Raw genomic sequence first — 19,579 nt, 5'->3', positions numbered from 1 at the left:
TCGGCGTCAGCCGACCACCACGGCGAGGATGTCGCGCGCGGACAGGACCAGGTAGTCCACGCCGCCGTACTTGACCTCGGTGCCGCCGTACTTGCTGTAGATGACCTTGTCGCCGACGCTCACGTCGAGCGGGACGCGGTTGCCGTTGTCGTCGACACGGCCCGGACCGACGGCCAGGACCTCGCCCTCCTGGGGCTTCTCCTTGGCGGTGTCCGGGATGACCAGGCCGGATGCGGTCGTGGTCTCGGCCTCGAGGGCCTTCACGACGATCCGGTCCTCGAGCGGCTTGATGGGGACCGACACGTCGGACCTCCCCTTTCGCGGTGAGAACTGCAACGGATGGGTCGAGCGCACCGGCTGGCCGTCGTCGCGGGTGCCGGACAGCCTGGTCGCACGTGGTGCCGCCTCCGCGAGCGGTGGCGGCACGTCCTCAAATCTAGGTCGCCGTTAGCACTCGGTCAAGGCGAGTGCCAACGTCCGCCCCTCGGACGATCGCGGCCCCGGCTGCGCGTGGTCCCCGTCCCCCGTGGAAGGATCGACGCCATGGACGCCGCCACGCTGACCAAGCTGCTCAGCCCCGAGGGCTGGGCGCTGCTCGGCGCGCTCCCCCCGTACGACGAGCAGCAGGCGCTCGTGCTCGCGGCGGGGCTGCGCGCGAAGGGCGTCGACCCGGACCTGGCCGCCGCGGCGCTCACGCAGTCGCGGCTGCGCGCGGCCGCCCGCGGCAAGCTCGGCGCGTTCGCCGACGGCATGCTGTTCACGCAGGCGGGGCTGGAGCAGGCGAGCCGGCTCGTCGTCGCGGGCCTGCACGCGCGGCGGTACCAGGACGCGGGGATCCGGCGCGTCGCCGACCTCACGAGCGGGATCGGCGTCGACGCCCTCGCGTTCGCCGCCGCGGAGCTCGAGGTCCTCGCGACCGACGTCGACGAGCTCACCGCGGCGATCGCGACCGTGAACCTGCGCCACTTCCCCGAGGCCGAGGTGCGCCACGGCGACGGGCTCGCGCTCGACCTCGAGGGCGAACGGATCGAGGGCGTGTACGCCGACCCCGCCCGACGGACACGGGGCGGCAAGCGCGTGTTCGACCCGAAGGCCTACGCCCCGCCGCTCGACGCGGTGTGGGCGCTGCGCGAGCGTGTGCCCGCCGTGGGCATCAAGGTCGGCCCCGGGATCCCGCACGACGGCCTGCCCGCGGACGCCGAGACCGAGTGGGTCTCGGTCGACGGCGACGTCGTGGAGGCCGGCCTCTGGTTCGGGCCGCTCGCGCCCGAGGGGCCGGGCCGCTCGGCGCTCGTCCTCACCCCGTGGACCGGGCCGGACGGGACCGAGCGCACCACGACGCGCCGGGTCGCCCACCGCCCGGGCGACGAGGACGTGGTGCCCGAGGTGGGCGCCGTCGGGCAGTACCTCTACGAGCCCGACGGCGCCGTCATCCGCGCGGGTCTCGTCGCCCACGCGGCACGCGGGCTGGGCGGGCGGCTGCTCGACCGGACGATCGCGTACGTGACGACCGACTCCCCCGCGGCGCTCGACGCGACCGGCCTCGCCGACGGGCTCGCGCGGGGCTACCGCGTGCTCGACACGATGCCGTTCGGGCTCAAGCGCCTGCGCTCCTACCTGCGCGAGCGGGGCGTGGGGCGCCTGACGATCAAGAAGCGGGGCACCGCCGTGACGCCCGAGCAGCTCCGCCGCCAGCTCGCGCTCACCGGCGACGCGGCCGCGACGATCGTCCTGACGCGCGTCGGCGGGTCCCAGCAGGTGCTCGTCGTGGAGCCTCTCGCCGCTCCCTCAGCCGGCGCCGTGCGGGGCGCCACCCCGGACGGCACGCGGTGAGCGCCCTCCCGCGCCGCACCGCGATCCCCTTCGCGCGGTCGGAGCGCTCGACCGTCGGGCTGGAGTGGGAGCTCGCGCTGGTCGACGCGGACTCGGGCGACCTGCGCCAGGTCGCGCAGACGGTCCTCGACGCCGTGCGCCCGGTGGACGGGGGCGCGCACCCGTCCATCAAGCAGGAGCTGCTGCTCAACACGGTCGAGGTCGTGAGCGGGGTGTGCCGCACCGTCGGGGAGGCCGGCCGGGACCTCGAGCGCTCGATCGACGAGCTGCGGGCCGTGACCGACCCGCTGCGCGTGGAGCTCATGAGCGCGGGCACGCACCCGTTCGCGCGCTGGGCGCAGCAGAAGGTCACCGACAAGCAGCGCTACAACACCCTCATCGACCGCACGCAGTGGTGGGGACGGCAGATGCTCATCTACGGCGTGCACGTGCACGTCGGCATCGAGGACCGCGCCAAGGTGCTGCCGGTCCAGCGCGCGATGCTCACGACGTTCGCGCACCTCCAGTCGCTCTCGGCCAGCTCGCCCTTCTGGGGCGGCAAGGACACCGGGTACGCGTCGAACCGCGCGCTCATGTTCCAGCAGCTCCCCACGGCGGGGCTCCCGTTCCAGTTCGCGACCTGGGAGGAGCTCGAGGGCTACGTCGCGGACATGCTGCACACCGGCGTCATCGACGCGTTCGACGAGATCCGCTGGGACCTGCGCCCCGCCCCGCAGTTCGGCACGCTCGAGACGCGCATCTGCGACGGCGTCACGAACATCTCCGAGCTGCTCGCGCTCGCCGCGCTCACGCACTGCCTCGTCGAGCACTTCTCGACGATGCTCGACGAGGGCCGCGAGCTCCCGAGCATCCCGCCGTGGTTCGCGCAGGAGAACAAGTGGCGCTCCGCGCGCTACGGCATGGACGCGATCATCATCCTCGACCGCGAGGGCAACGAGGAGCTCGTGACCGACGCCGTCGGGCGCCTGCTCGTCGAGCTCGAGCCCGTCGCCGCGCGCCTCGGGTGCCTCGACGAGCTCGACGGCGTGCGCACGATCGTGCGCCGCGGGGCCTCCTACCAGCGCCAGCGCGCCGTGGCGCGCCGCAACGGGGGCGAGCTGGACGCCGTCGTGCGCTCGCTCGTCGCGGAGATGCGGGCGGGCCGCCCGCTCTGACGGTCCGCCAGGGACGGTCAGTAGTCGCGCAGGACCACGCCGAGGTCGGCGGCCCTGTCGGCGAGCCACGTCGGCGACCAGTCCTCGGTGTCGCACGGCGACGACGTGCGGTCGGCCGCCGCCTCCGAATACCCGCCCCACGACAGCACGCGGCACGTCGCGTCGGTCTCGAGCGCGTGCGACCACTCCTCGTCCTCGGCGAAGCCGGAGTCGACGGCGGACTGCATCAGGTCGAACTCGTGCCACCACTGGAGCATGTGCGACAGCTCGTGCGCGAGGAGCACCTGCTTGGTCGCCGGGTCAGAGTCCTCGCCCCACCACACGAACAGCACCGTCGGGTGGGAGGGCTGGAAGCAGCCCGCCGAGCCCGTCGCGTACGCGTCGTGCTCCGCGACGTGCTCCATGCCGCAGTTGAGCGTCGGGTCGTCGGTGAACACGACCTGCACGCCGTCGTTGGCGGGGTTGAGCGCGAGCAGCCACGCCGTGGGGTCGGGGTGCTCGGCCAGGAACGGCGTCGTCTGCGTCGCGCCCGGCACGGGGTCGGGCAACGGCTCGGCGTACTCGCCCGCCTTCCAGGCGGCCTCCACGCCGGTGGCCGACGCGGCCACGTCCGGGCTCGGGTCCTCCCAGACCGTGGGGGGCGGCACCGCGCCCTCCTGCTCGGTGGGCAGGACCGCGCCGTCGTCCCGCGCCCCGCCGAGGGAGCTGACGAGGTACGCGACGACGGACACCGCGAGCACGAGGACGAACGTCACGACCCGCGCGGCACGGCCCCGACGGCGGCGCGGCACCTCCCACGAGATGGTGGACGCCCCGTACGCGGGGACGGTCGCCGCCGGCGCCCCGGAGGCCGGCTGGACCGCGGGGGTGCCGGAGAGCGCGGCGGCGGAGGCGTGACCGTACGGCGGAGCGGTCGTCGCACCCGCCGTCCCGGAGGGCGGCGCGCCGACGGGCACGGCGGCGGACCCGTACGCGGGCACGGCCGCGAGGAGCGCCCGGTGCTGCGCCGCCCAGTACGCGGCGGTGTGCTCGGCCCGGGCGCGCTCGGGCCCGGGGGGCGCCGACGCGGCCGCGTGCGCCCACGCGTGGGCGCGCCGCAGCGCCTCGTCGGGCGTGAGACCGGGCTCCGGGGTCACACGTGGGTCACGGTCAGCGGCATCGACGAGTCGACGCCGATGTCGAGGCTCGACGGCGCCACGCCCGCCCGCACGACGGCGGACCCCAGCGCGGCGATCATCGCCCCGTTGTCGGTGCAGTAGCGGATCGGCGGGATGCGCAGCTCGATCCCGGCCTCCGCGCAGCGCTTCGCGGCCATGTCGCGCAGCTGCGAGTTCGCGCTGAACCCGCCGCCGACGACGAGCGTCGACACCCCGTGCCGCTCGCACGCCGCGATGGTCTTGGCGGTGAGCACGTCGGCGACGGACTCGGCGAAGGAGGCCGCGACGTCGTGCACGGGGATCTCCTCCCCCGCGTCCTGGCGCGCCTCGACCCACCGCGCGACGGCCGTCTTGAGGCCGGAGAACGAGAAGTCGTCCGCGTGCTTCTCCTGGTCCTTGCGCGCGGTGAGGCCGCGCGGGAACCGGATCGCCGTGGGGTCGCCCTCGCGCGCGAGGCGGTCGATGTGCGGGCCGCCGGGGTACGGCAGGCCGAGCAGGCGCCCGACCTTGTCGAACGCCTCGCCGGCCGCGTCGTCGAGCGTCGAGCCGAGCTCGGTGACGGACGTCGCGACGTCGTCGACCAGGAGGAGCGAGCTGTGCCCGCCGGACACGACGAGCGCCATGACGCGCTCCGGGAAGGCGCCGTGCACGAGCTCGTCCACGGCGGCGTGGCCGATGACGTGGTTGACGCCGTAGAGCGGCTTGCCGAGCGCGAGCGCGAGCGCCTTGGCGGCCGACGCGCCGATCGTCAGGGGCCCGACCAGCCCCGGCCCGGCCGTGACCGCGATCGCGTCGACCTCGGACAGGTCGACGTCCGCCGTGCCGAGCGTGCGCTCGATCGTCGGGATCATCGCCTCGAGGTGGGCGCGCGACGCGACCTCGGGGATGATGCCGCCGTAGCGCGCGTGCTCGTCCATCGAGCTCGCCACCGTGTCGACGAGCAGCTCGCGACCCCGGACCAGCGCGACGCCGGTCTCGTCGCAGGACGTCTCGATGCCGAGCACCAGGGGCTCGCCGGTGCTCACGGACGGCTCACTGACAGTGTGGAAGGCATGGCGTCCAGGGTAGTCGCGTGCGGGGCCGGCCCGCGCCGTGTCGCCCACGTCACACCGTCTGTCGGGAAGATGATTCAACGCTCAACCGTTGGTCCGGTCATGAGCACCGACACCCTCATCGAGTCCCCTGCCGCGCCGAACGAGCTCGCCGACCAGCTCGCGATCGACGCGCAGGCCGCGGACCGCCTGTTCCGCGACGCGCACACGACCCACGCCTTCTCGGACGAGCCCGTCACCGACGCGCAGATCCAGGCGGCCTGGGACCTCGTCCGCTGGGCACCCACCGCGATGAACACGCTCCCGCTGCGCCTGCTCGTCGTGCGCACGCCCGAGGCGAAGCAGCGCCTCGGCGCGCACATGGCGGACTTCAACCGCGACAAGACGCTCGCCGCGCCCGTGACCGTCATCGCCGCCGCCGACCCGTCGTTCCACCAGCACCTCGGCACGCTCGCGCCGTTCCGCGAGGGCATGACCGAGCAGCTCGACCCGCAGACCGAGCTGCGCGAGGGCATGGCCCGCACCAACGCGCTCATCCAGATCGGCTACCTCATCGTCGGGCTGCGCGCCGCCGGCCTGTCCGTCGGCCCGATGACCGGCTTCGACGCGGCGGGGATCGACGCCGAGTTCTTCGGCGAGTCCGGCTGGCGCACGCTCGTCGCGATCAACGTGGGCTACCCCGCCGAGGAGGGCGCGCACTTCCCGCGCCAGGCCCGGCTCGACTTCCACCAGGTCGCCGAGATCCTCTGAGACCGTCCCACCCGTACGCGCGAGGCGGCACCCCTCCACGGGGTGCCGCCTCGCGCGCGTCCGGGCCGCCCGCGTCAGGTCGCCGCGGGTCGCGCGGGGTCGTTCGACCACTGCGACCACGAGCCCGCGTACAGCGCCGCGTCGACGCCGAGGGTCGCGAGCGCGGCGACCTCGTGCGCCGCGGTCACGCCGGAGCCGCAGTACACGCCCACGGCGGGCCGCGTCGCGTCCGGTTCCCGCCCCGGGTCCGCGACCCCCAGGGCCGCGAACCGCGCGCGCAGCGCGGCGGGGTCCAGGAACGTCCCGTCCGCGGCGAGGTTGTCGGTCGTCGGCGCGCTCACCGCGCCGGGGACGTGTCCCGCGCGCGGGTCGACCGGCTCCACCTCGCCGCGGTAGCGCTCGCCCGCGCGCGCGTCGAGCAGGACGCCCGACGTCGCGAGGTCGGCCGCGCCGTCGGCGTCGAGCACGGGCAGCCCGCCCGGCGTGACGACGACGTCCCCCGGCTCGGGCCGCACCTCGCCCGCGTCGAGCGCGTGCCCGGCGGCCCGCCACGCCGCGAGCCCGCCGTCGAGGATGCGGACGTCCTCGTGCCCGGCCCAGCGCAGCAGCCACCAGGCGCGCGCGGCGGACGTGCCGCCCACGGCGTCGTAGACGACGACCGGCCGGTCCGCGCGCACGCCCCAGCGCCGCGCCGCGGCCTGGAGGTCGGCGGGGTCGGGCAGCGGGTGCCGGCCCGCCGCGGCCGAGGGCGGCGCGGCGAGCTCGCTCTCGAGGTCGACGTAGACCGCGCCCGGGACGTGCCCTGCGCGGTGCTGCTCGCGCCCGTCGGTGACGCCGAGCGCCCACCGCACGTCGAGCACGACGGGCGGGCGTCCGCCCGCGAGCGCCGCCGCCAGGGCGGCCGCGGTGACGAGGACACGGTCGCGGCGCGCGGCGTCGGACCCGCGGTCGTCCGTGCCGAGGCCCGGGCCGCGCGGCGCGGACGCGGTCACGCGACGGCGCCCGTCTCGGACGCCGTCCCGTAGTCCGGCGCGTCCGGCCCGTCGGGCGTCGTGGTCGCACCGAGCTCGAGCCGCATCGTGTAGGCGTCGACGTCCTCGGGCTGGTAGTAGCGCTTGCGGATGCCGAGCTGCTCGAACCCGTACTTCGCGTAGAGCGCGAGCGCCGGGTCGTTGTCGACCCGCACCTCGAGCAGCACCGCGCTCGCGCCCAGGTCGCGCGAGCGGGCGATCAGCGCCTCCAGGAGGGTCGAGCCGACGCCCTGGTGCTGGAACGCGGGGTCGACGCCGAGGGTCATGACCTGCGTGACGTCGCCGTCGAACCACAGGCCCGCGTAGCCGACCACGGGCTGCGGGCCGGCGGCGTAGAGGCGCACGGGCTCCGCGGCGACGTACCAGCGGCCCAGCCCCGCGAGCTCGTCGGCGAGCATCCCGTAGGTCCACGCGCCGCGCCCGAACAGCTCGCGCTCGAGCTCGACCACGCGGTCGAGGTCGGCCGCCCGGAGCGGGCGCAGGCGGATCTCGTAGCGGCGCGCGCTCATCGGGTCGCCTCGGGCGCCGGGGCGGGCGCGGTGTCGCTCACGCGCTTGCGTGCGGCGGCCTCGTGGACGTCCGGGCGGCGCAGGTACAGCGGCTCCGTCGGCTGGTCGGCCCCCGCGGCCCGGCGCGCGATCGCGAGCCGGCCGAGCACGGCGGCGTCGGGGACCTGCGGCGCGTCCTCGGCGGCGTCGAGCACGTCCGGGTAGAGCTCGCCGCCCTCCCCCACGACGACGGCGCCCGCGGCGTGCTCGGCGACCGCGGCCGCCGGACCGACGTCGGGCCCGGCGACGGTCTCCAGGACCGGCACGGCGTGCGGGCCCTCGTGCGCGACGACGCGGTACCGCGCCCAGTACACCTCGCGGCGGCGCGCGTCGGTCGCGACGAGCAGCTCGTCGTCGGGCTCGAGGCCGAGGTCGCTCACCGCCTGGGCGGCGATCGCGTCGAGGCTCGGGACGCCGAGCACGGGGATGCCGAGCGCGAAGCCCAGCGCCCGGGCGGTGACGAGCCCGACCCGCAGGCCCGTGAACGGCGCGGGGCCCGTGCCGACGGCGACGGCCGTGAGGTCGCGGCGGTCGACCCCGGCCTCGGCGAGCGCCTCCTCGACGAGCGGGGCGAGCGCCTCGGCGTGCCGGCGGCGCTCCGGGGCGTCGCGGCGGGCGAGACGGGCGCCGTCGTCGGAGACGACGGCGACGGTGACGGAGGCGGAGGTGTCGAGCGCGAGAACAGCCACGGCCCCAGCCTACGGCCGAGACCGCGACGTCCTCCTCGCGAGCGGGCTAGCGGGACAGTGCCGCGACGTCGAGGTCCGCCCAGCGCGGACCGACGCCGCGCACCGTCACCCGGCGCGCGCCCGCCTCGGGCGCGTCCTCGTCGTCGGACGTGCCGCCGGGCACGTCCCCGGTCGCGTCGCCGCGCGGGCGCTCGAGCACGATCTCGAGCCGGTCGCCCGCGAGCGCCTCGACGAGCCCGCTGCCCCACTCGACGACGGTCACCGACTCCTCCAGGCTCGAGTCGAGGTCGAGCGCGTCGACCTCGTCGAGCGAGCCGAGGCGGTACGCGTCCACGTGCACGAGCGCCGGGCCGCCCACGAGCGACGGGTGCTCGCGCGCGACGATGAACGTCGGCGACGCGACCTGTCCGCGCACGCCGAGCCCGGCGCCGATGCCCTGCGTGAGCGTCGTCTTCCCCGCACCGAGGTCGCCGGTGAGGATCACGAGGTCGCCCGCGCGGAGCACGCCGGCGAGGGCGCGGCCGAACGCGCGCGTCGCCTCGGCGTCGGGCAGGACGACGACGTCGCGCGCCGCCTGCGACGACGTGCCCGTCGCGGTCTCCGCCGCCGCGTCCGCGGGAGGCGCGGCGCGCGTCGAGGGGGTCGGGTCGTCGCTCATGCGCGGACCGTCCTTTCCGTGGTCTCGTCCTGGCTGGGGTCGTCGGCCAGCAGCGCCCGCGCGCCGTCGTCGAGCACGTGGGTCCCCACGTGCTCGCGCGGCACGCGCGCGCCGAGGCGCGTCGTGATCTCGTAGCTGATGGTCCCGGCGGCCCGCGCCCAGTCCTCGGCGGTGGGGACGCCGTCGTGCTCGACGCCGTCGCCCGCGCCGAACAGCGTGACGACGTCGCCCGCGCGCTCGGTCGCGGCAGGGCCGAGGTCGAGCACGAGCTGGTCCATGCACACGCGCCCCGCGACGCGCAGGACGCGGCCGCCGTCCGCCCCGGGGCGTGCGCCGACGAGCACCGGGCCACCGGGCGCGGCCGTGGGGCCGCCACCCGACGCGTGCCGCGGGATCCCGTCGCCGTAGCCGAGCGGGACGACCCCGAGCGTCGTGTCCCGCGGTGTCGTGTAGTGGTGCGAGTAGGAGACGCCGTGCCCGCCCGGCACGCGCTTGACCGTCGCGAGACGCGCCTCGAGCGTCATCGCGGGCCGGAGCCCGTACCGCGACGGCGGGCCGAGCTGCGGCACCGGCGTCATCCCCCACACCGCGAGCCCCGGACGGACCAGGTCGTAGTGGGTGCGCGGCGCGGTGAGCGTCGCGGCGGAGTTCGCGAGGTGGCGCAGCTCGGGCGCGACGCCCGCGCGCTCCGCGAGCCGGACGGCCTCGTCGAGCACGTCGGCCTGTGCCACGACGCTCGGGTGCCCGGGCTCGTCCGCGAACGCGAGGTGGGACCACAGCCCGACGACGTGGACCGCGCCCTCGGCCTGGGCGCGCGCGACGGCGGCGAGCACGTCGGGCAGGTCGGCGGGCATGATCCCGTTGCGGCCGAGGCCCGTGTCGACCGCGAGGTGCACGCGCGCGGTCCGGCCGGCGGCACGGGCGGCGGCGACCGCCTCGTCGACGGCCCAGCGCGCGGCGAGCGACACGTCGACGTCCGCCTCCACGAGCGCGCGCAGCGGCGCGCCCGGCGGGTAGAGCCACGTGAGGACGCGCGCGCGGTCCTCCCCGATCCCCGCCGCACGCAGCGCGAGCGCCTCGCTCGGCTGCGCGGTCCCGAGCCACGTCGCACCGCCCGCGAGCGCCCCGAGCGCGCTCGCCACCAGGCCGTGCCCGTAGGCGTCGGCCTTCACGACGGCCATCACCTGGGCCGACGGCGCGTGCCCGGCGAGGGCGCGGACGTTGTCCCGGACCGCGGCCAGGTCGACGACGGCGCGGGCGGGGTAGGCGGGTCCTGCGGAGGCACCGGCGGGTGCGCCGGTCGGGGTCGTGCGCTGGGTGTCGCTCACGGTGGACGATTCTCTCACCGTCGCCGCCCGGCGAGCGGGCGCGCCGGCTCGCGGTCGTCCGGTCGGGCCACCGGGGCGCCGCCGAACTCGACCCGGTACCGCGACGGGCTGGTTCCGAGCCGCGCCCGGAAGTGGTGGCGCAGCGACTCCGCGGAGCCGAGGCCCGCGGCGTCCGCGACGCGGTCCACGGCGAGGTCCGTCGTCTCGAGGAGCTCGCGCGCCCGGTCGACGCGCTGGTCCAGCAGCCACCGCACCGGGCTGAGCCCGGTGCGCGCGGCGAACCGCCGGGTGAAGGTGCGCCGCGACGTCCCGGCGGCGCACGCCCACGCGTCCAGCGAGATCGGCTCGTCGAGGTGCGCCCGCGCCCAGACCATCGCGAGCTCGACGGGGTCGGCCGTGTCTTGCGGCGGCACGGGCGCGGGGACGAACTGCGCCTGCCCGCCCGTGCGGTGGGGCGCGAGCACGAGCGCCCGGGCGACGCGCGCCGCGACCCGCGCGCCGTGGTCCTGCCGGACGAGGTGCAGGCAGCAGTCGAGCGCCGCGGCGGTCCCGGCCGACGTGACGACGTCCCCGTGGTCGACCCACAGGACGTCGCTGCGGACCGTCACGGCGGGGTGGTCCCGGCCGAGCCGCTCGGCGGCGTGCCAGTGCGTCACGACCTCCCGCCCGTCCGCCACGCCGCTCGCCGCGACGAGGAACGCGCCCAGGCACAGCCCGACGACGCGGGCGCCGCGGGCGTGCGCGGCCCGGACCGCGGCCAGGAGCGCGGGCGGCGGCTCGACGTCGGGGTGCCAGCTCGGCAGCACGACGGTCGTCGCGCCCTCGATCGCCTCCAGCCCGTGGTCGACGTGGAGCGCGAAGCCGGCCGACGTCGCGAGCCGCCCGGGCGTCGGCGCGCAGACCACGACGTCGTACGCGGGTCGCGCGCCCCCGGCGAGCGCGTCCGAGCCCAGGACGAGGCTCGGGACGGCGAGGTGGAACGGGCTGATGCCGTCGAACGCCACGACGGCGACGCGCTCGGGGTGCCGGGCGGACTCCCGTGCGCGCTCGCGGGCCGGCACCCGGTCGGACTCCGCGACGTCGGCGGCGGTCGGGAGGGTCATGGCCTGATCCTACCGATCATCGACCTGCGGGCCACTGTCGGGTGGACGTCCCGCACGGGAGGCTCGACCCATGACCACCGCACCGCACCCCGTCCCCCGGCCCGACGAGACCGCGCGCGCGATGCCCGACGACGGCGGGCTCACCCTGCTCCACGTCGGCGGGCCGGCGCTCCTGCTCCGCCTCGGCGGGCTGACGATCGTCTCCGACCCCGGGTTCGACGCGCCCCGCGACTACCCGCGCCCCGGCGGCGGCACGAGCACGCGCCTGCACGGCCCGGCCGCGTCGCCCGACGCTCTCGGCCCGCTCGACGTCGCGCTCGTCTCCCACGACCAGCACGTCGACAACCTCGACCTCAGCGGTCGTGCGCTCCTGCCGGACGTCCCCCACGTCCTCACGACCCCCGCGGGCGCGGCGCGGCTCGCGCCCGACGTCCCGGGCGTCGTCGGGCTCGCCCCGTGGGAGTCGGCCGTGCTGCCCCGGCCCGACGGCGGCGCGCTGCGCGTGACCGGCGTCCCCGCGCGCCACGGGCCGGAGGGCGCCGAGCGCGTGCTCGGCGACGTCACCGGGTTCGTGCTCGACGGCGACGGGCTCCCGCGCGTCTACCTGTCCGGCGACAATGCCGCCCCGGGGCTCGTCGCGGAGGTCCCCGACCGCGTCGGGCCCGTCGACGTCGCGATCGTCCACGCGGGCGCGGCGCGCGTCCCCGCGATCCTCGACGGCGCGGCGCTCACGCTCGACGGCGCGGGCGTGGCCGAGGTCGCGCGGCTCCTGCGGGCGCGCGACGTCGTCCCGGTGCATGCCGAGGGGTGGGCGCACTTCAGCGAGTCGGTCGCCGACGTCGAGCGGGCGTTCGCGGCCGCCGGGCTGACCGACGTCCTGCGCGTCCCCACGCCGGGCGTCGCGCTCCGGCTGTGACGACCCCTCACCAGGCGCCGAGCGTCCGGTCCGTCTCGAAGCGCCGCGGCTGCCCGGTGAGCGGGTCGGCGAAGGCGAGCGAGCGCGAGACGAGCTGGAGCGGGCGCGCGTAGTCGTCCGGCGCGACGTCGTACGGCTCGGGGTAGAAGTTGTCGTGCACGATCGGCACCCCGAGCCGGGCCATGTGCAGCCGGAGCTGGTGCGTCTTGCCGCTGTGGGGCTCCAGCCGGTAGCGCGCGAGGCCGCGGGCCGGGTCGGTCTCGATCACGTCGACGCGGCTCTCGGCGTTGGGCTCGCCGTCCACCTCCTCCGCGCGCATGACGCCGCGGCGCTTGACGATGCGGCTGCGCACGGTCGCGGGCAGGTCCAGCGCCGGGTCCCACGGCGCGACCGCCTCGTAGGTCTTGCGCACCTCGCGCCGCGCGAAGAGCTCCTGGTACGCGCCGCGCACCTGCGGGCGCAGCGTGAGCAGCAGGACGCCCGCGGTGACGCGGTCGAGCCGGTGCGCGGGGCTGAGGTCGGGCAGGTCGAGGTCGCGCCGCAGCCGCACGAGCACCGACTGCGCCACGTACGCGCCGCGCGGGATCGTCGCGAGGAAGTGCGGCTTGTCCACGACCAGCAGGTCCCGGTCGCGGTGCAGCACCCGGACCTCGAACGGCACCTCGGGCTCGACCGGCGGGTCGCGGTAGAGGAACACGAAGCCGCGCGGCTCGTACGGGGTGGTCGCGTCGACCGGCCGTCCGCGCCCGTCGACGACCTCGCCCGCCGCGACCTTCTCGGCCAGGCGTGCGGCGTCGTCCGGGAACCGGTGGCGCACGTAGTCGAGCGTGCGCGTGTACCGCGCGACGCTCTCGGCGTCGTGCGGCAGCACGAGGCGCGTGGGGTTGAGGCCGTCGCGCACGGGGAGGGGGACCACGCCCACCACGGTACCGGCGCGTCCTGCCCGGGCCTGTCAGCGCCCCACGGGTCCCGGGGCCCGTGGGGCGCTGACAGGTCGAGGCCCCGCGAGCACCGCGCCGCTCAGCGTGCGGCGAGCAGCCCCGCGACGACGGCGGGCACCGCGTCGGCGACGTCGAGCGCCGCGACCGGGCCGCCCGGGTTCGCCCGCTCCGCCGCGAGACCGTGCACGACGGCGGCCACGGCCGCGAGCTCCGCGGCCAGCCCCGGCTCCCGGACGATCCGTGCGGCGTGCGCCGCGAGCACGGTGCCGAGGATCCCGGCGAGCACGTCGCCCGCGCCGGCGGTCGCGAGCCACGCGGGCGCGCCCGCCTGGGACCACGCGCCCTCGGGCCCGACCACGACGGTCGCCGACCCCTTGAGCAGCACCGTCGCCCCGGTGGCCGTGTGCGCGCGCCGTGCCCACCGCAGGGGCTCGGCCTCGACGTCGGCGCGCGTCACGTCGTCACCGCGCGACCGCAGCAGCGTCGCGAGCTCCCCCGCGTGCGGGGTGAGCACGACCGACGGCGGGCAGCGGTCGGGCAGCAGCGACAGCGCCCCGGCGTCGACGACCACGGGCACGCGCTCCCCCACCGCGTCGGCGACGTCAACGTCCGCGGCGTCAACGTCCGCGGCGGCGGTGCTCGTCGCGGCGGCGAGCGCGTCCCGCACCCGCTCGTGCTGCCCGCCGTCGTCCACCGGGTCGTCGTCCGGGCCGGGGACCGCCGGGACGCCCGGGCCCAGCACCCAGGACTGGACGCGGCCCGGGGCGGGCACCACCTCGGGGCGGGCCGCGAGGACGGCGCGCGTGGCGTCGTCGGGCCCGCGGTAGCGCACCATGCCCGGACCGGTGCGGACGGCAGCGCTCGTGACGAGCACCGCGGCGCCCGGGAAGGTCGGCGTGCCCGCGACGACGCCGACGACGCCGCGCGTGTACTTGTGGTCGGTCGCGCCGGGCACGGCCCAGAGGGCGGCGACGTCCGCGGGCTCGAGCCGGCGGACGACCGGCACCGCGGTCCCGCGGTCCGGGGCGTGCGCACCGTCCCGAGCCGACGAGGCGTCCGGAGCGGACGCGTCCGTGGCCCGCGTGCCGAGGCGCAGCCCGATGTCGACGACCGCACCGTGACCCGCGAGGTGCGTCGCGGGCGGCAGGAGCAGGCCCGGCTTGGCGGCGCCGAACGTCACCGTGCGGTCGGCGCGCAGCACGGGACCCGGCACCGTCCCGTCGTCGACGCCGATGCCGCTCGGCGCGTCCACCGCGACGACCCAGGGACGGCCTCCCGACCCGTCGCGGGCGCCACCACCCGCCCCGGGCGCGTCGTCCCCGTCGAGCACGCCGCCGGGCGCCCTTCCGTGGAGCACCGCGGAGACGTGCCGCACGAGGTCCGCCGCGACGCCGCGCAACGGTCCCCGGGCGCCGATGCCGACGAGGCCGTCCAGCACGACGTCGGCCCGCAGGACCTGCGCGGCGACCCGGTCGGCGACGTGGGGGTCCAGGTGGTCGTGCGGCCGGCCCGCGCGCGTCGGGTCGTCGGGGCTGCCGACGAGCACCTCGACGGACCCGCCCGCGTCCCGGAGCGCCGCGAGCCCGCCCGCGTGCGCGTGCTCGCCGGTGAGGACCGCGAGCACCTCGACGCCCCGGCGCGCGAGGTACGCACCCGCGTGGAGGGTGTCCCCGCCGTTGTTGCCCGACCCCACGAGCAGGACCGCCCGAGCGCCGGTGACGCGCCCGTCCCGACGGCCGCCGTCCGGCAGGGCGACCGACCGCCGTCGCGCGACGTCGCGCGCGACGATCGTCGCGAGCGCGAACGAGGCGCGCTCCATGAGCGGGATGCCCGCGGCGAGCAGCGGCTCCTCGGCGGCGCGCACGTCGGCGGCGGACCAGGCTTCGATCATGACCTCATCCTGCCCACCGTCCGCCCTCGTCGCCTGCGCGGCGGCGCCGGCGCAGCGGTGCGACCGAGCGGTGAGACGACGCGCGGGGGCGCGCTGCGGGTCGCACGGACCCGCATAGGGTGACGACCATGCGATTCGGACTCTTCATCCCCCAGGGCTGGCGCTACGACCTCGTCGACGTCGCACCCGAGGACCACTGGAAGACGATGCTCTCCCTCCTGCACTACGCCGACAACGCCGCCGCGGGCGAGCCCCTGCCCGGCGGCGAGTTCGCGTGGGACGGCGTGTGGGTCTACGACCACTTCCACACCACGCCGACCCCGAGCACCGAGGCGACGCACGAGGCGTGGACGCTCATGGCCGCCTTCGCGGCGGCGTCGCAGCGCGTGCGCCTCGGCCAGATGTGCACGTGCATGGCCTACCGCGACCCGACGTACCTGGCCAAGGTCGCCGCGACCGTCGACCACGTCTCCGGCGGGCGGCTCGAGATGGGCATCGGCGCGGGCTGGTACGAGCACGAGTGGCGCGCGTACGGGTACGGGTTCCCGAGCGCGGGCGAGCGCCTGCGCGCGCTCGACGAGGGCGTCCAGATCATGTCCCGCATGTGGCGGACCGGGTCGTCGGGCACGTTCGACGGCGAGCGCTACCAGGTGGACGGCGCGCTGTGCTACCCGCAGCCCCTGCAGCAGGTCGTGGTGGACGGCGAGGGCGCGAGGCCGAGCATCCCGCTGTGGATCGCGGGCGGCGGCGAGAAGAAGACGCTGCGGATCGCCGCGCAGCACGCGCAGTACACCAACTTCGACGGCTCGCCCGAAGGCTTCGCGCACAAGTCCGCGGTGCTCGCGCAGCACTGCCGCGACCTCGGCCGCGACCTCGGCGAGATCACCCGGTCGGCCAACTACAACGTCGTCATCGGCGAGACCGCGCAGGACGTCGCCGACCGGCTGGACCGGATCGAGGAGCACGCGCGCCGGTACTTCCCCGAGAAGGCGGACGACAACGTGGCCTCGTGGCGCAACGGCCCGCTCGTCGGCACTCCGGAGCAGATCGTCGAGACCCTCACCGGCCTGCGCGACCAGGGCCTCGGCTACGCGATCGGCTACTTCCCGTTCGCCGCGACGGACCGCGACCAGCTCGAGCTCTTCCAGCGCCAGGTCATCCCCGCCCTCCAGTCCTGACCGCCGCACCGTGTGGGCGTGAGTAGGGCCCGGTTCTCGGTCGAGAACCGGGCCCCTTTCATGCCCACAGGGTGGTTCCGGAAACTCGCCGACCAGCACGCGTGCGGACGTGGCACCGGTTCCAGGCACACCCGAAGTGCCCTCCCAGGCACACCTCGGAGCAACACATGCAGCAGAATGTCCGCATGACCCGGGGTGAGGAACTCTGGGTCGCCGCGTGCATCAAGGCCGCCCTGCCAGGCATGGAAGTCCGTGCACACGACGACGGCTCGTCGAACGTCGTGCACGAGCTCGACCTGATCCGCAACGGCTCATCTGCGGGTGCACAATCGGCGATTCGGACGGCTGGTGGTGGCGACGCATCTACGAAGCGCTGAACCGCTCGAACGATGACCGAGCACCCCTGAGCGAACTCATCTTCTACTGGTGGAGCCCTGTCGAGGACCCCGCCACCAGACAGGAAGTGCTTGGCACCTTCTTTGCCGGCGTCGGGGAAAGACCGGACAAGGCTGACCGCACCATGGTGGAGAGCCGGATTCAAGCTGTGCTGTACTCCGACGAGTCGCCTCCGGTTTTTCTCGCCACGCCGTGACGGCGGTGGTGAGCCACCTCGGTGAGTCCGGAACTGCTGGGGCCGCGTCAGGCGGGACGACTGTCGGCGTCATGCGAGAGGATTCTGCGCGTGAGTGGCGTCGACACCGTCAGGGGCATCAACTACCAGCACTGTCATGCCCTACTCGTCGCTCTCGACGTTGCGGCCGACCCGGCCCTGGTGGGGATCCGAGTCGAGGGCACCGAGGACGTCCTCGACCTTGAGGTGCTTGGTCCCGGTCCTTCAGGGGGTTCGCCCGTCGTCGTGCGCGGGGCTCAGATGAAGTCGCGCATCGCGCCCTACACCTGGGCGAAGGGCGAGCTGCTGGGGATCTTTCGACGCTGGGCTGGTCTCGCTGCGAGCAAGAGCGCTGCGTTCGACTTCTTGACGGACGGTGAGCTTGCCTCCTCCGGTCACCTCGTCGTCGCCGCTTTGGATGCTGCTCGCAGCGGGGAACTTGCATTGATCGCCGAATTGCTCGGCGTCGCCGACACCGATCCGATGTGCAAGATCGCGGCCCGTGTGCGCGTCGTCTCGGAGCCGGGATCGGTCGAAGCGCTTCTGCTGTCGGCCGAGACCGAGATTCGGGCCCGGCTGACGATCGGGTCACGGCATCCGGACGCGAACAAGGAGGCCGTTGACAGGGTCAACGAGCTGTTCCGGCTGATCTCTACACGGTCGGGGATGAGCGACGTGGACGACCGGTTCATTAGCCGTGAAGAGATCACGGCTGTCCTCGGCGGTGCAGGTCATCTGCCCGCCACCGACCGTTGGGCGAGCGCCCTGAGTGGCGAGTACCAGGCCGCTGCCGCCGCTCTGGACGTCAGTGACCAAGTTACCCCGACGCTACGAGCCGGTTGGCAGAGCGAGGAATTGCGCATCGAGGACCTCGATAGCACGTCCACGCCACTCGTGCTCGCGGGCCGTACAGGATCCGGCAAATCGACGTTGTCGCGCCTGTGGCGCCACAACGCCGCGGTCGGCGGCCGATCCGTGGTTGTGTGCCACGTGGAGGCGTACGTCGCCAACCAGCTCGATCGTCTCGTCGCGGACGCTGTCGGTAACATGGTGGGGCGTGAGCTGCCCCGAGTCGTGGGACGGCAGACGTTGGCCGACCCCAGCACAACCCTCGTTCTCGACGGCGTCTCCGAAGTGCCCCCGGACCTACGTGGCGCGCTCGCTGGGGAGCTGCGTACCCACATGGCTGGCGGCCATCGGGCCCGGGTCGTGCTCGTCGGTCGCGACGAGAGCGCGTGTGCGAGCGTCTACCCGACGTCGGTCGCCGCGGGCCGACTTTTCCCCCAAGCACTCGGTCGCGAACAGCGCATCGACTTGACCGCGATGGCCCTCTCCCGAGCAGACCAAACGGAAGCAACGCCCGCCCGCGGCGCTGCTGCCACGCCAGGACAGCCCGGCGACCAGAGCGCGCCCGGTGGACAGGTAGAGGTGCCGGCGGACGAGTTTGCCCGTGAGTGCGCCACCGCATTGGCCCGGGTCGAGCACACGCTCGGCGACGCGGCGGGGAATCCGATGCTGCTGCGGTTGGCGTTAGAACTCGTGGCGGACGGGATGCCGTTCACCGACAGGGCATCGGTCTATGAAGGCAGCATCGAGCGGATGGCCGCCCGAACAAACGCCGGTGACGTACGGATCGCGTCGGCGATGCTGGGTGTGGTGTTCGCGAGACTGCTCGACCAGGGCAAGCGGTACGCGAACTCGTTGGAATGGGAGCGACTGTTCAGCGAGGCCACTGAACTACTGCACGACCACGGCGTCGCAACCGAGATCGCGCCGATCCGAGAGGCGGTGGCACGCAGCGGCCTGGTCAACGCGATTGTGACCGGCATCGGGTCGACCACGTTGAAGGGTCCGATCCATGACTCGTTCGCAGACTACTTTGCTGCCCGCGCCCACGCAGACGGTCTGGTACAGCTTCCAGCCGCGCCGATCGAGAACGACGAGAACCGAATCCTACTCTCGGCACAAATGCGCATGCTCAGCGATGCCTACGTCCTGACAGTCGCCGAGCACCTTCCCTTCACGCTGGTTCGGCTAAGCGAATCCGACCACAACACAATCACCTCCCACACCCCTGAGTTCGTTGCGAGGATCCTTAACGCTGTGCTGCCGGACCCATCGGCCGTGGGTGTGACCATGTGGCGGCGCAAGGACGGCACCCCGCTCGCCCAGGTCGGCACTGGCACCAGTGGCTGGGTCGAACTTGACGAAGCACCGAACCTGTTCGCCAGCGCGACCGTCGTCACCGAACCGGGAGACGGTCCTGTAGCTGTCGCAACCCAGATATGGCGATTACTCCTGAACCAGCGGCTGCGCCGCCGCGACAGCCTGCGGCCCCGCACGCCGCGGTCACGGCAAGAAGCGTGCGATCAGCTGACCGCGCACACGGACCAAGTGGTCGCCGCGGCCGACACCATCCTCGCCGAGGTCGCACCCCCGGTTGCTGCTGAACGGCTGGCCCAGACAGTCGGTCCGTTGGGAAAGACCGGCGTCATCTACGAACGCGAACGGGAAGGCCTCGGAGCTGACAGGTGGCCGATAAGGTTCCGACACTCACCGGAAACGCACCTGGCGCCCGCCTCAGACGAAAGCCCCGCACCGGGCCAAACTCACGATGAGAACAAGTTCAACGCCGCGGGATCCGTCGAGTCGCATGTCTCCGAATCTCCCGAACGCGCAGCCGCGAAAGAGATCAGTAGCGCTATCGCGAAACTCACGCGCTACAACTGGCTATGAACCA

At 74.9% G+C, this 19,579-nt stretch carries 18 protein-coding genes; 7 read left to right on the top strand and 11 right to left on the bottom strand.

Annotation, left to right across the window (positions count from 1 at the left end; genetic code table 11):
• Positions 1–6 precede the first annotated feature (6 nt).
• Positions 7–303, bottom strand: coding sequence for a co-chaperone GroES (gene groES, locus ABWU78_RS16165; RefSeq protein ID WP_253050840.1), 297 nt, complete (start codon positions 301–303; stop codon positions 7–9).
• Positions 304–543: 240 nt separating this feature from the next.
• On the opposite strand from groES, the gene ABWU78_RS16160 reads away from it, so the two are divergent.
• Together ABWU78_RS16160 and ABWU78_RS16155 are read left to right on the top strand one after the other, a co-directional pair.
• Positions 544–1,833, top strand: a complete 1,290-nt coding sequence (locus ABWU78_RS16160) for a THUMP-like domain-containing protein (RefSeq protein WP_439158950.1) — start codon at positions 544–546, stop codon at positions 1,831–1,833.
• The gene (locus ABWU78_RS16155; protein ID WP_353707819.1) at positions 1,830–2,987 is read left to right on the top strand and encodes a glutamate--cysteine ligase; all 1,158 of its coding nucleotides are present in this window, start codon (positions 1,830–1,832) and stop codon (positions 2,985–2,987) included. Before ABWU78_RS16160 ends, ABWU78_RS16155 begins: the two co-directional genes overlap by 4 nt.
• A gap of 17 nt (positions 2,988–3,004) precedes the next feature.
• Here the strand turns inward: ABWU78_RS16155 and ABWU78_RS16150 are convergent, their stop codons facing one another.
• Together ABWU78_RS16150 and tsaD are read right to left on the bottom strand one after the other, a co-directional pair.
• Entirely contained in the window at positions 3,005–4,123 is a 1,119-nt protein-coding gene (locus tag ABWU78_RS16150) for a hypothetical protein (RefSeq protein WP_439158949.1), read from the bottom strand.
• The gene (gene tsaD, locus ABWU78_RS16145; RefSeq protein WP_439158948.1) at positions 4,120–5,169 is read right to left on the bottom strand and encodes a tRNA (adenosine(37)-N6)-threonylcarbamoyltransferase complex transferase subunit TsaD; all 1,050 of its coding nucleotides are present in this window, start codon (positions 5,167–5,169) and stop codon (positions 4,120–4,122) included. The genes ABWU78_RS16150 and tsaD overlap by 4 nt, the downstream gene beginning before the upstream one ends.
• 129 nt (positions 5,170–5,298) lie before the next feature.
• Here tsaD and ABWU78_RS16140 point away from each other — a divergent pair, with 129 nt between their 5' ends.
• Entirely contained in the window at positions 5,299–5,946 is a 648-nt protein-coding gene (locus ABWU78_RS16140) for a malonic semialdehyde reductase (RefSeq protein WP_253050835.1), read from the top strand.
• Positions 5,947–6,020: 74 nt separating this feature from the next.
• Here ABWU78_RS16140 and ABWU78_RS16135 read toward each other — a convergent pair whose 3' ends face one another.
• The 6 genes from ABWU78_RS16135 to ABWU78_RS16110 form a co-directional block, all read right to left on the bottom strand.
• Positions 6,021–6,842 carry a sulfurtransferase gene (locus ABWU78_RS16135; protein WP_439158951.1) on the bottom strand — a complete coding sequence of 274 codons (822 nt, stop codon included), beginning with the start codon at positions 6,840–6,842 and terminating at the stop codon, positions 6,021–6,023.
• Between the two features lie 92 nt (positions 6,843–6,934).
• A complete protein-coding gene (rimI, locus tag ABWU78_RS16130; RefSeq protein WP_353707817.1) occupies positions 6,935–7,486 on the bottom strand; it encodes a ribosomal protein S18-alanine N-acetyltransferase in 552 nt (183 codons plus the stop codon).
• The gene (tsaB, locus tag ABWU78_RS16125) at positions 7,483–8,214 is read right to left on the bottom strand and encodes a tRNA (adenosine(37)-N6)-threonylcarbamoyltransferase complex dimerization subunit type 1 TsaB (protein ID WP_439158947.1); all 732 of its coding nucleotides are present in this window, start codon (positions 8,212–8,214) and stop codon (positions 7,483–7,485) included. The genes rimI and tsaB overlap by 4 nt, the downstream gene beginning before the upstream one ends.
• A 46-nt stretch (positions 8,215–8,260) precedes the next feature.
• On the bottom strand, positions 8,261–8,872 hold the full coding sequence (gene tsaE, locus ABWU78_RS16120; protein ID WP_439158946.1) for a tRNA (adenosine(37)-N6)-threonylcarbamoyltransferase complex ATPase subunit type 1 TsaE: 612 nt from the start codon (positions 8,870–8,872) through the stop codon (positions 8,261–8,263).
• Entirely contained in the window at positions 8,869–10,200 is a 1,332-nt protein-coding gene (alr, locus tag ABWU78_RS16115) for an alanine racemase (protein WP_439158945.1), read from the bottom strand. Before alr ends, tsaE begins: the two co-directional genes overlap by 4 nt.
• A 14-nt stretch (positions 10,201–10,214) precedes the next feature.
• Complete coding sequence (locus tag ABWU78_RS16110) at positions 10,215–11,303, bottom strand: GlxA family transcriptional regulator (RefSeq protein WP_439158944.1); 1,089 nt, start codon at positions 11,301–11,303, stop codon at positions 10,215–10,217.
• A 70-nt stretch (positions 11,304–11,373) separates the two neighbouring features.
• Between ABWU78_RS16110 and ABWU78_RS16105 the strand changes: the two genes are divergently transcribed.
• Complete coding sequence (locus tag ABWU78_RS16105; RefSeq protein WP_439158943.1) at positions 11,374–12,219, top strand: MBL fold metallo-hydrolase; 846 nt, start codon at positions 11,374–11,376, stop codon at positions 12,217–12,219.
• Between the two features lie 7 nt (positions 12,220–12,226).
• Here ABWU78_RS16105 and ABWU78_RS16100 read toward each other — a convergent pair whose 3' ends face one another.
• The gene (locus ABWU78_RS16100; protein WP_439158942.1) at positions 12,227–13,135 is read right to left on the bottom strand and encodes a pseudouridine synthase; all 909 of its coding nucleotides are present in this window, start codon (positions 13,133–13,135) and stop codon (positions 12,227–12,229) included.
• Between the two features lie 104 nt (positions 13,136–13,239).
• On the bottom strand, positions 13,240–15,051 hold the full coding sequence (locus ABWU78_RS16095) for a bifunctional ADP-dependent NAD(P)H-hydrate dehydratase/NAD(P)H-hydrate epimerase (RefSeq protein ID WP_439158941.1): 1,812 nt from the start codon (positions 15,049–15,051) through the stop codon (positions 13,240–13,242).
• A 128-nt stretch (positions 15,052–15,179) separates the two neighbouring features.
• Between ABWU78_RS16095 and ABWU78_RS16090 the strand changes: the two genes are divergently transcribed.
• The 3 genes from ABWU78_RS16090 to ABWU78_RS16080 all read left to right on the top strand — a co-directional run bounded on the left by ABWU78_RS16090 (position 15,180) and on the right by ABWU78_RS16080 (position 19,575).
• Complete coding sequence (locus tag ABWU78_RS16090; RefSeq protein WP_439158940.1) at positions 15,180–16,229, top strand: LLM class F420-dependent oxidoreductase; 1,050 nt, start codon at positions 15,180–15,182, stop codon at positions 16,227–16,229.
• Between the two features lie 185 nt (positions 16,230–16,414).
• On the top strand, positions 16,415–16,606 hold the full coding sequence (locus ABWU78_RS16085; RefSeq protein WP_439158939.1) for a hypothetical protein: 192 nt from the start codon (positions 16,415–16,417) through the stop codon (positions 16,604–16,606).
• 305 nt (positions 16,607–16,911) lie between these two features.
• Positions 16,912–19,575 (top strand): hypothetical protein, encoded by a 2,664-nt coding sequence (locus ABWU78_RS16080; protein WP_439158938.1) that lies wholly within the window; start codon positions 16,912–16,914, stop codon positions 19,573–19,575.
• The last annotated feature ends 4 nt before the right edge of the window (positions 19,576–19,579 follow it).

It is taken from the genome of Cellulosimicrobium sp. CpK407, from assembly GCF_051844275.1.
Taxonomy (GTDB): domain Bacteria; phylum Actinomycetota; class Actinomycetes; order Actinomycetales; family Cellulomonadaceae; genus Cellulosimicrobium; species Cellulosimicrobium cellulans_G.
Note: the sequence above shows the minus strand (reverse complement) of the source record. Positions and strands in the feature narration are given on the sequence as shown.

Excerpts from the sequence above, each read along its gene's own strand:
- ABWU78_RS16160 (WP_439158950.1), top strand. The coding sequence starts at position 544 with ATGGACGCCGCCACGCTGACCAAGCTGCTCAGCCCCGAGGGCTGGGCG.
- ABWU78_RS16140 (WP_253050835.1), top strand. The coding sequence starts at position 5,299 with ATGAGCACCGACACCCTCATCGAGTCCCCTGCCGCGCCGAACGAGCTC.
- rimI (WP_353707817.1), bottom strand. The coding sequence starts at position 7,486 with ATGAGCGCGCGCCGCTACGAGATCCGCCTGCGCCCGCTCCGGGCGGCC.
- tsaE (WP_439158946.1), bottom strand. The coding sequence starts at position 8,872 with ATGAGCGACGACCCGACCCCCTCGACGCGCGCCGCGCCTCCCGCGGAC.
- ABWU78_RS16110 (WP_439158944.1), bottom strand. The coding sequence starts at position 11,303 with ATGACCCTCCCGACCGCCGCCGACGTCGCGGAGTCCGACCGGGTGCCG.
- ABWU78_RS16105 (WP_439158943.1), top strand. The coding sequence starts at position 11,374 with ATGACCACCGCACCGCACCCCGTCCCCCGGCCCGACGAGACCGCGCGC.
- ABWU78_RS16095 (WP_439158941.1), bottom strand. The coding sequence starts at position 15,051 with ATGATCGAAGCCTGGTCCGCCGCCGACGTGCGCGCCGCCGAGGAGCCG.
- ABWU78_RS16090 (WP_439158940.1), top strand. The coding sequence starts at position 15,180 with ATGCGATTCGGACTCTTCATCCCCCAGGGCTGGCGCTACGACCTCGTC.
- ABWU78_RS16085 (WP_439158939.1), top strand. The coding sequence starts at position 16,415 with ATGACCCGGGGTGAGGAACTCTGGGTCGCCGCGTGCATCAAGGCCGCC.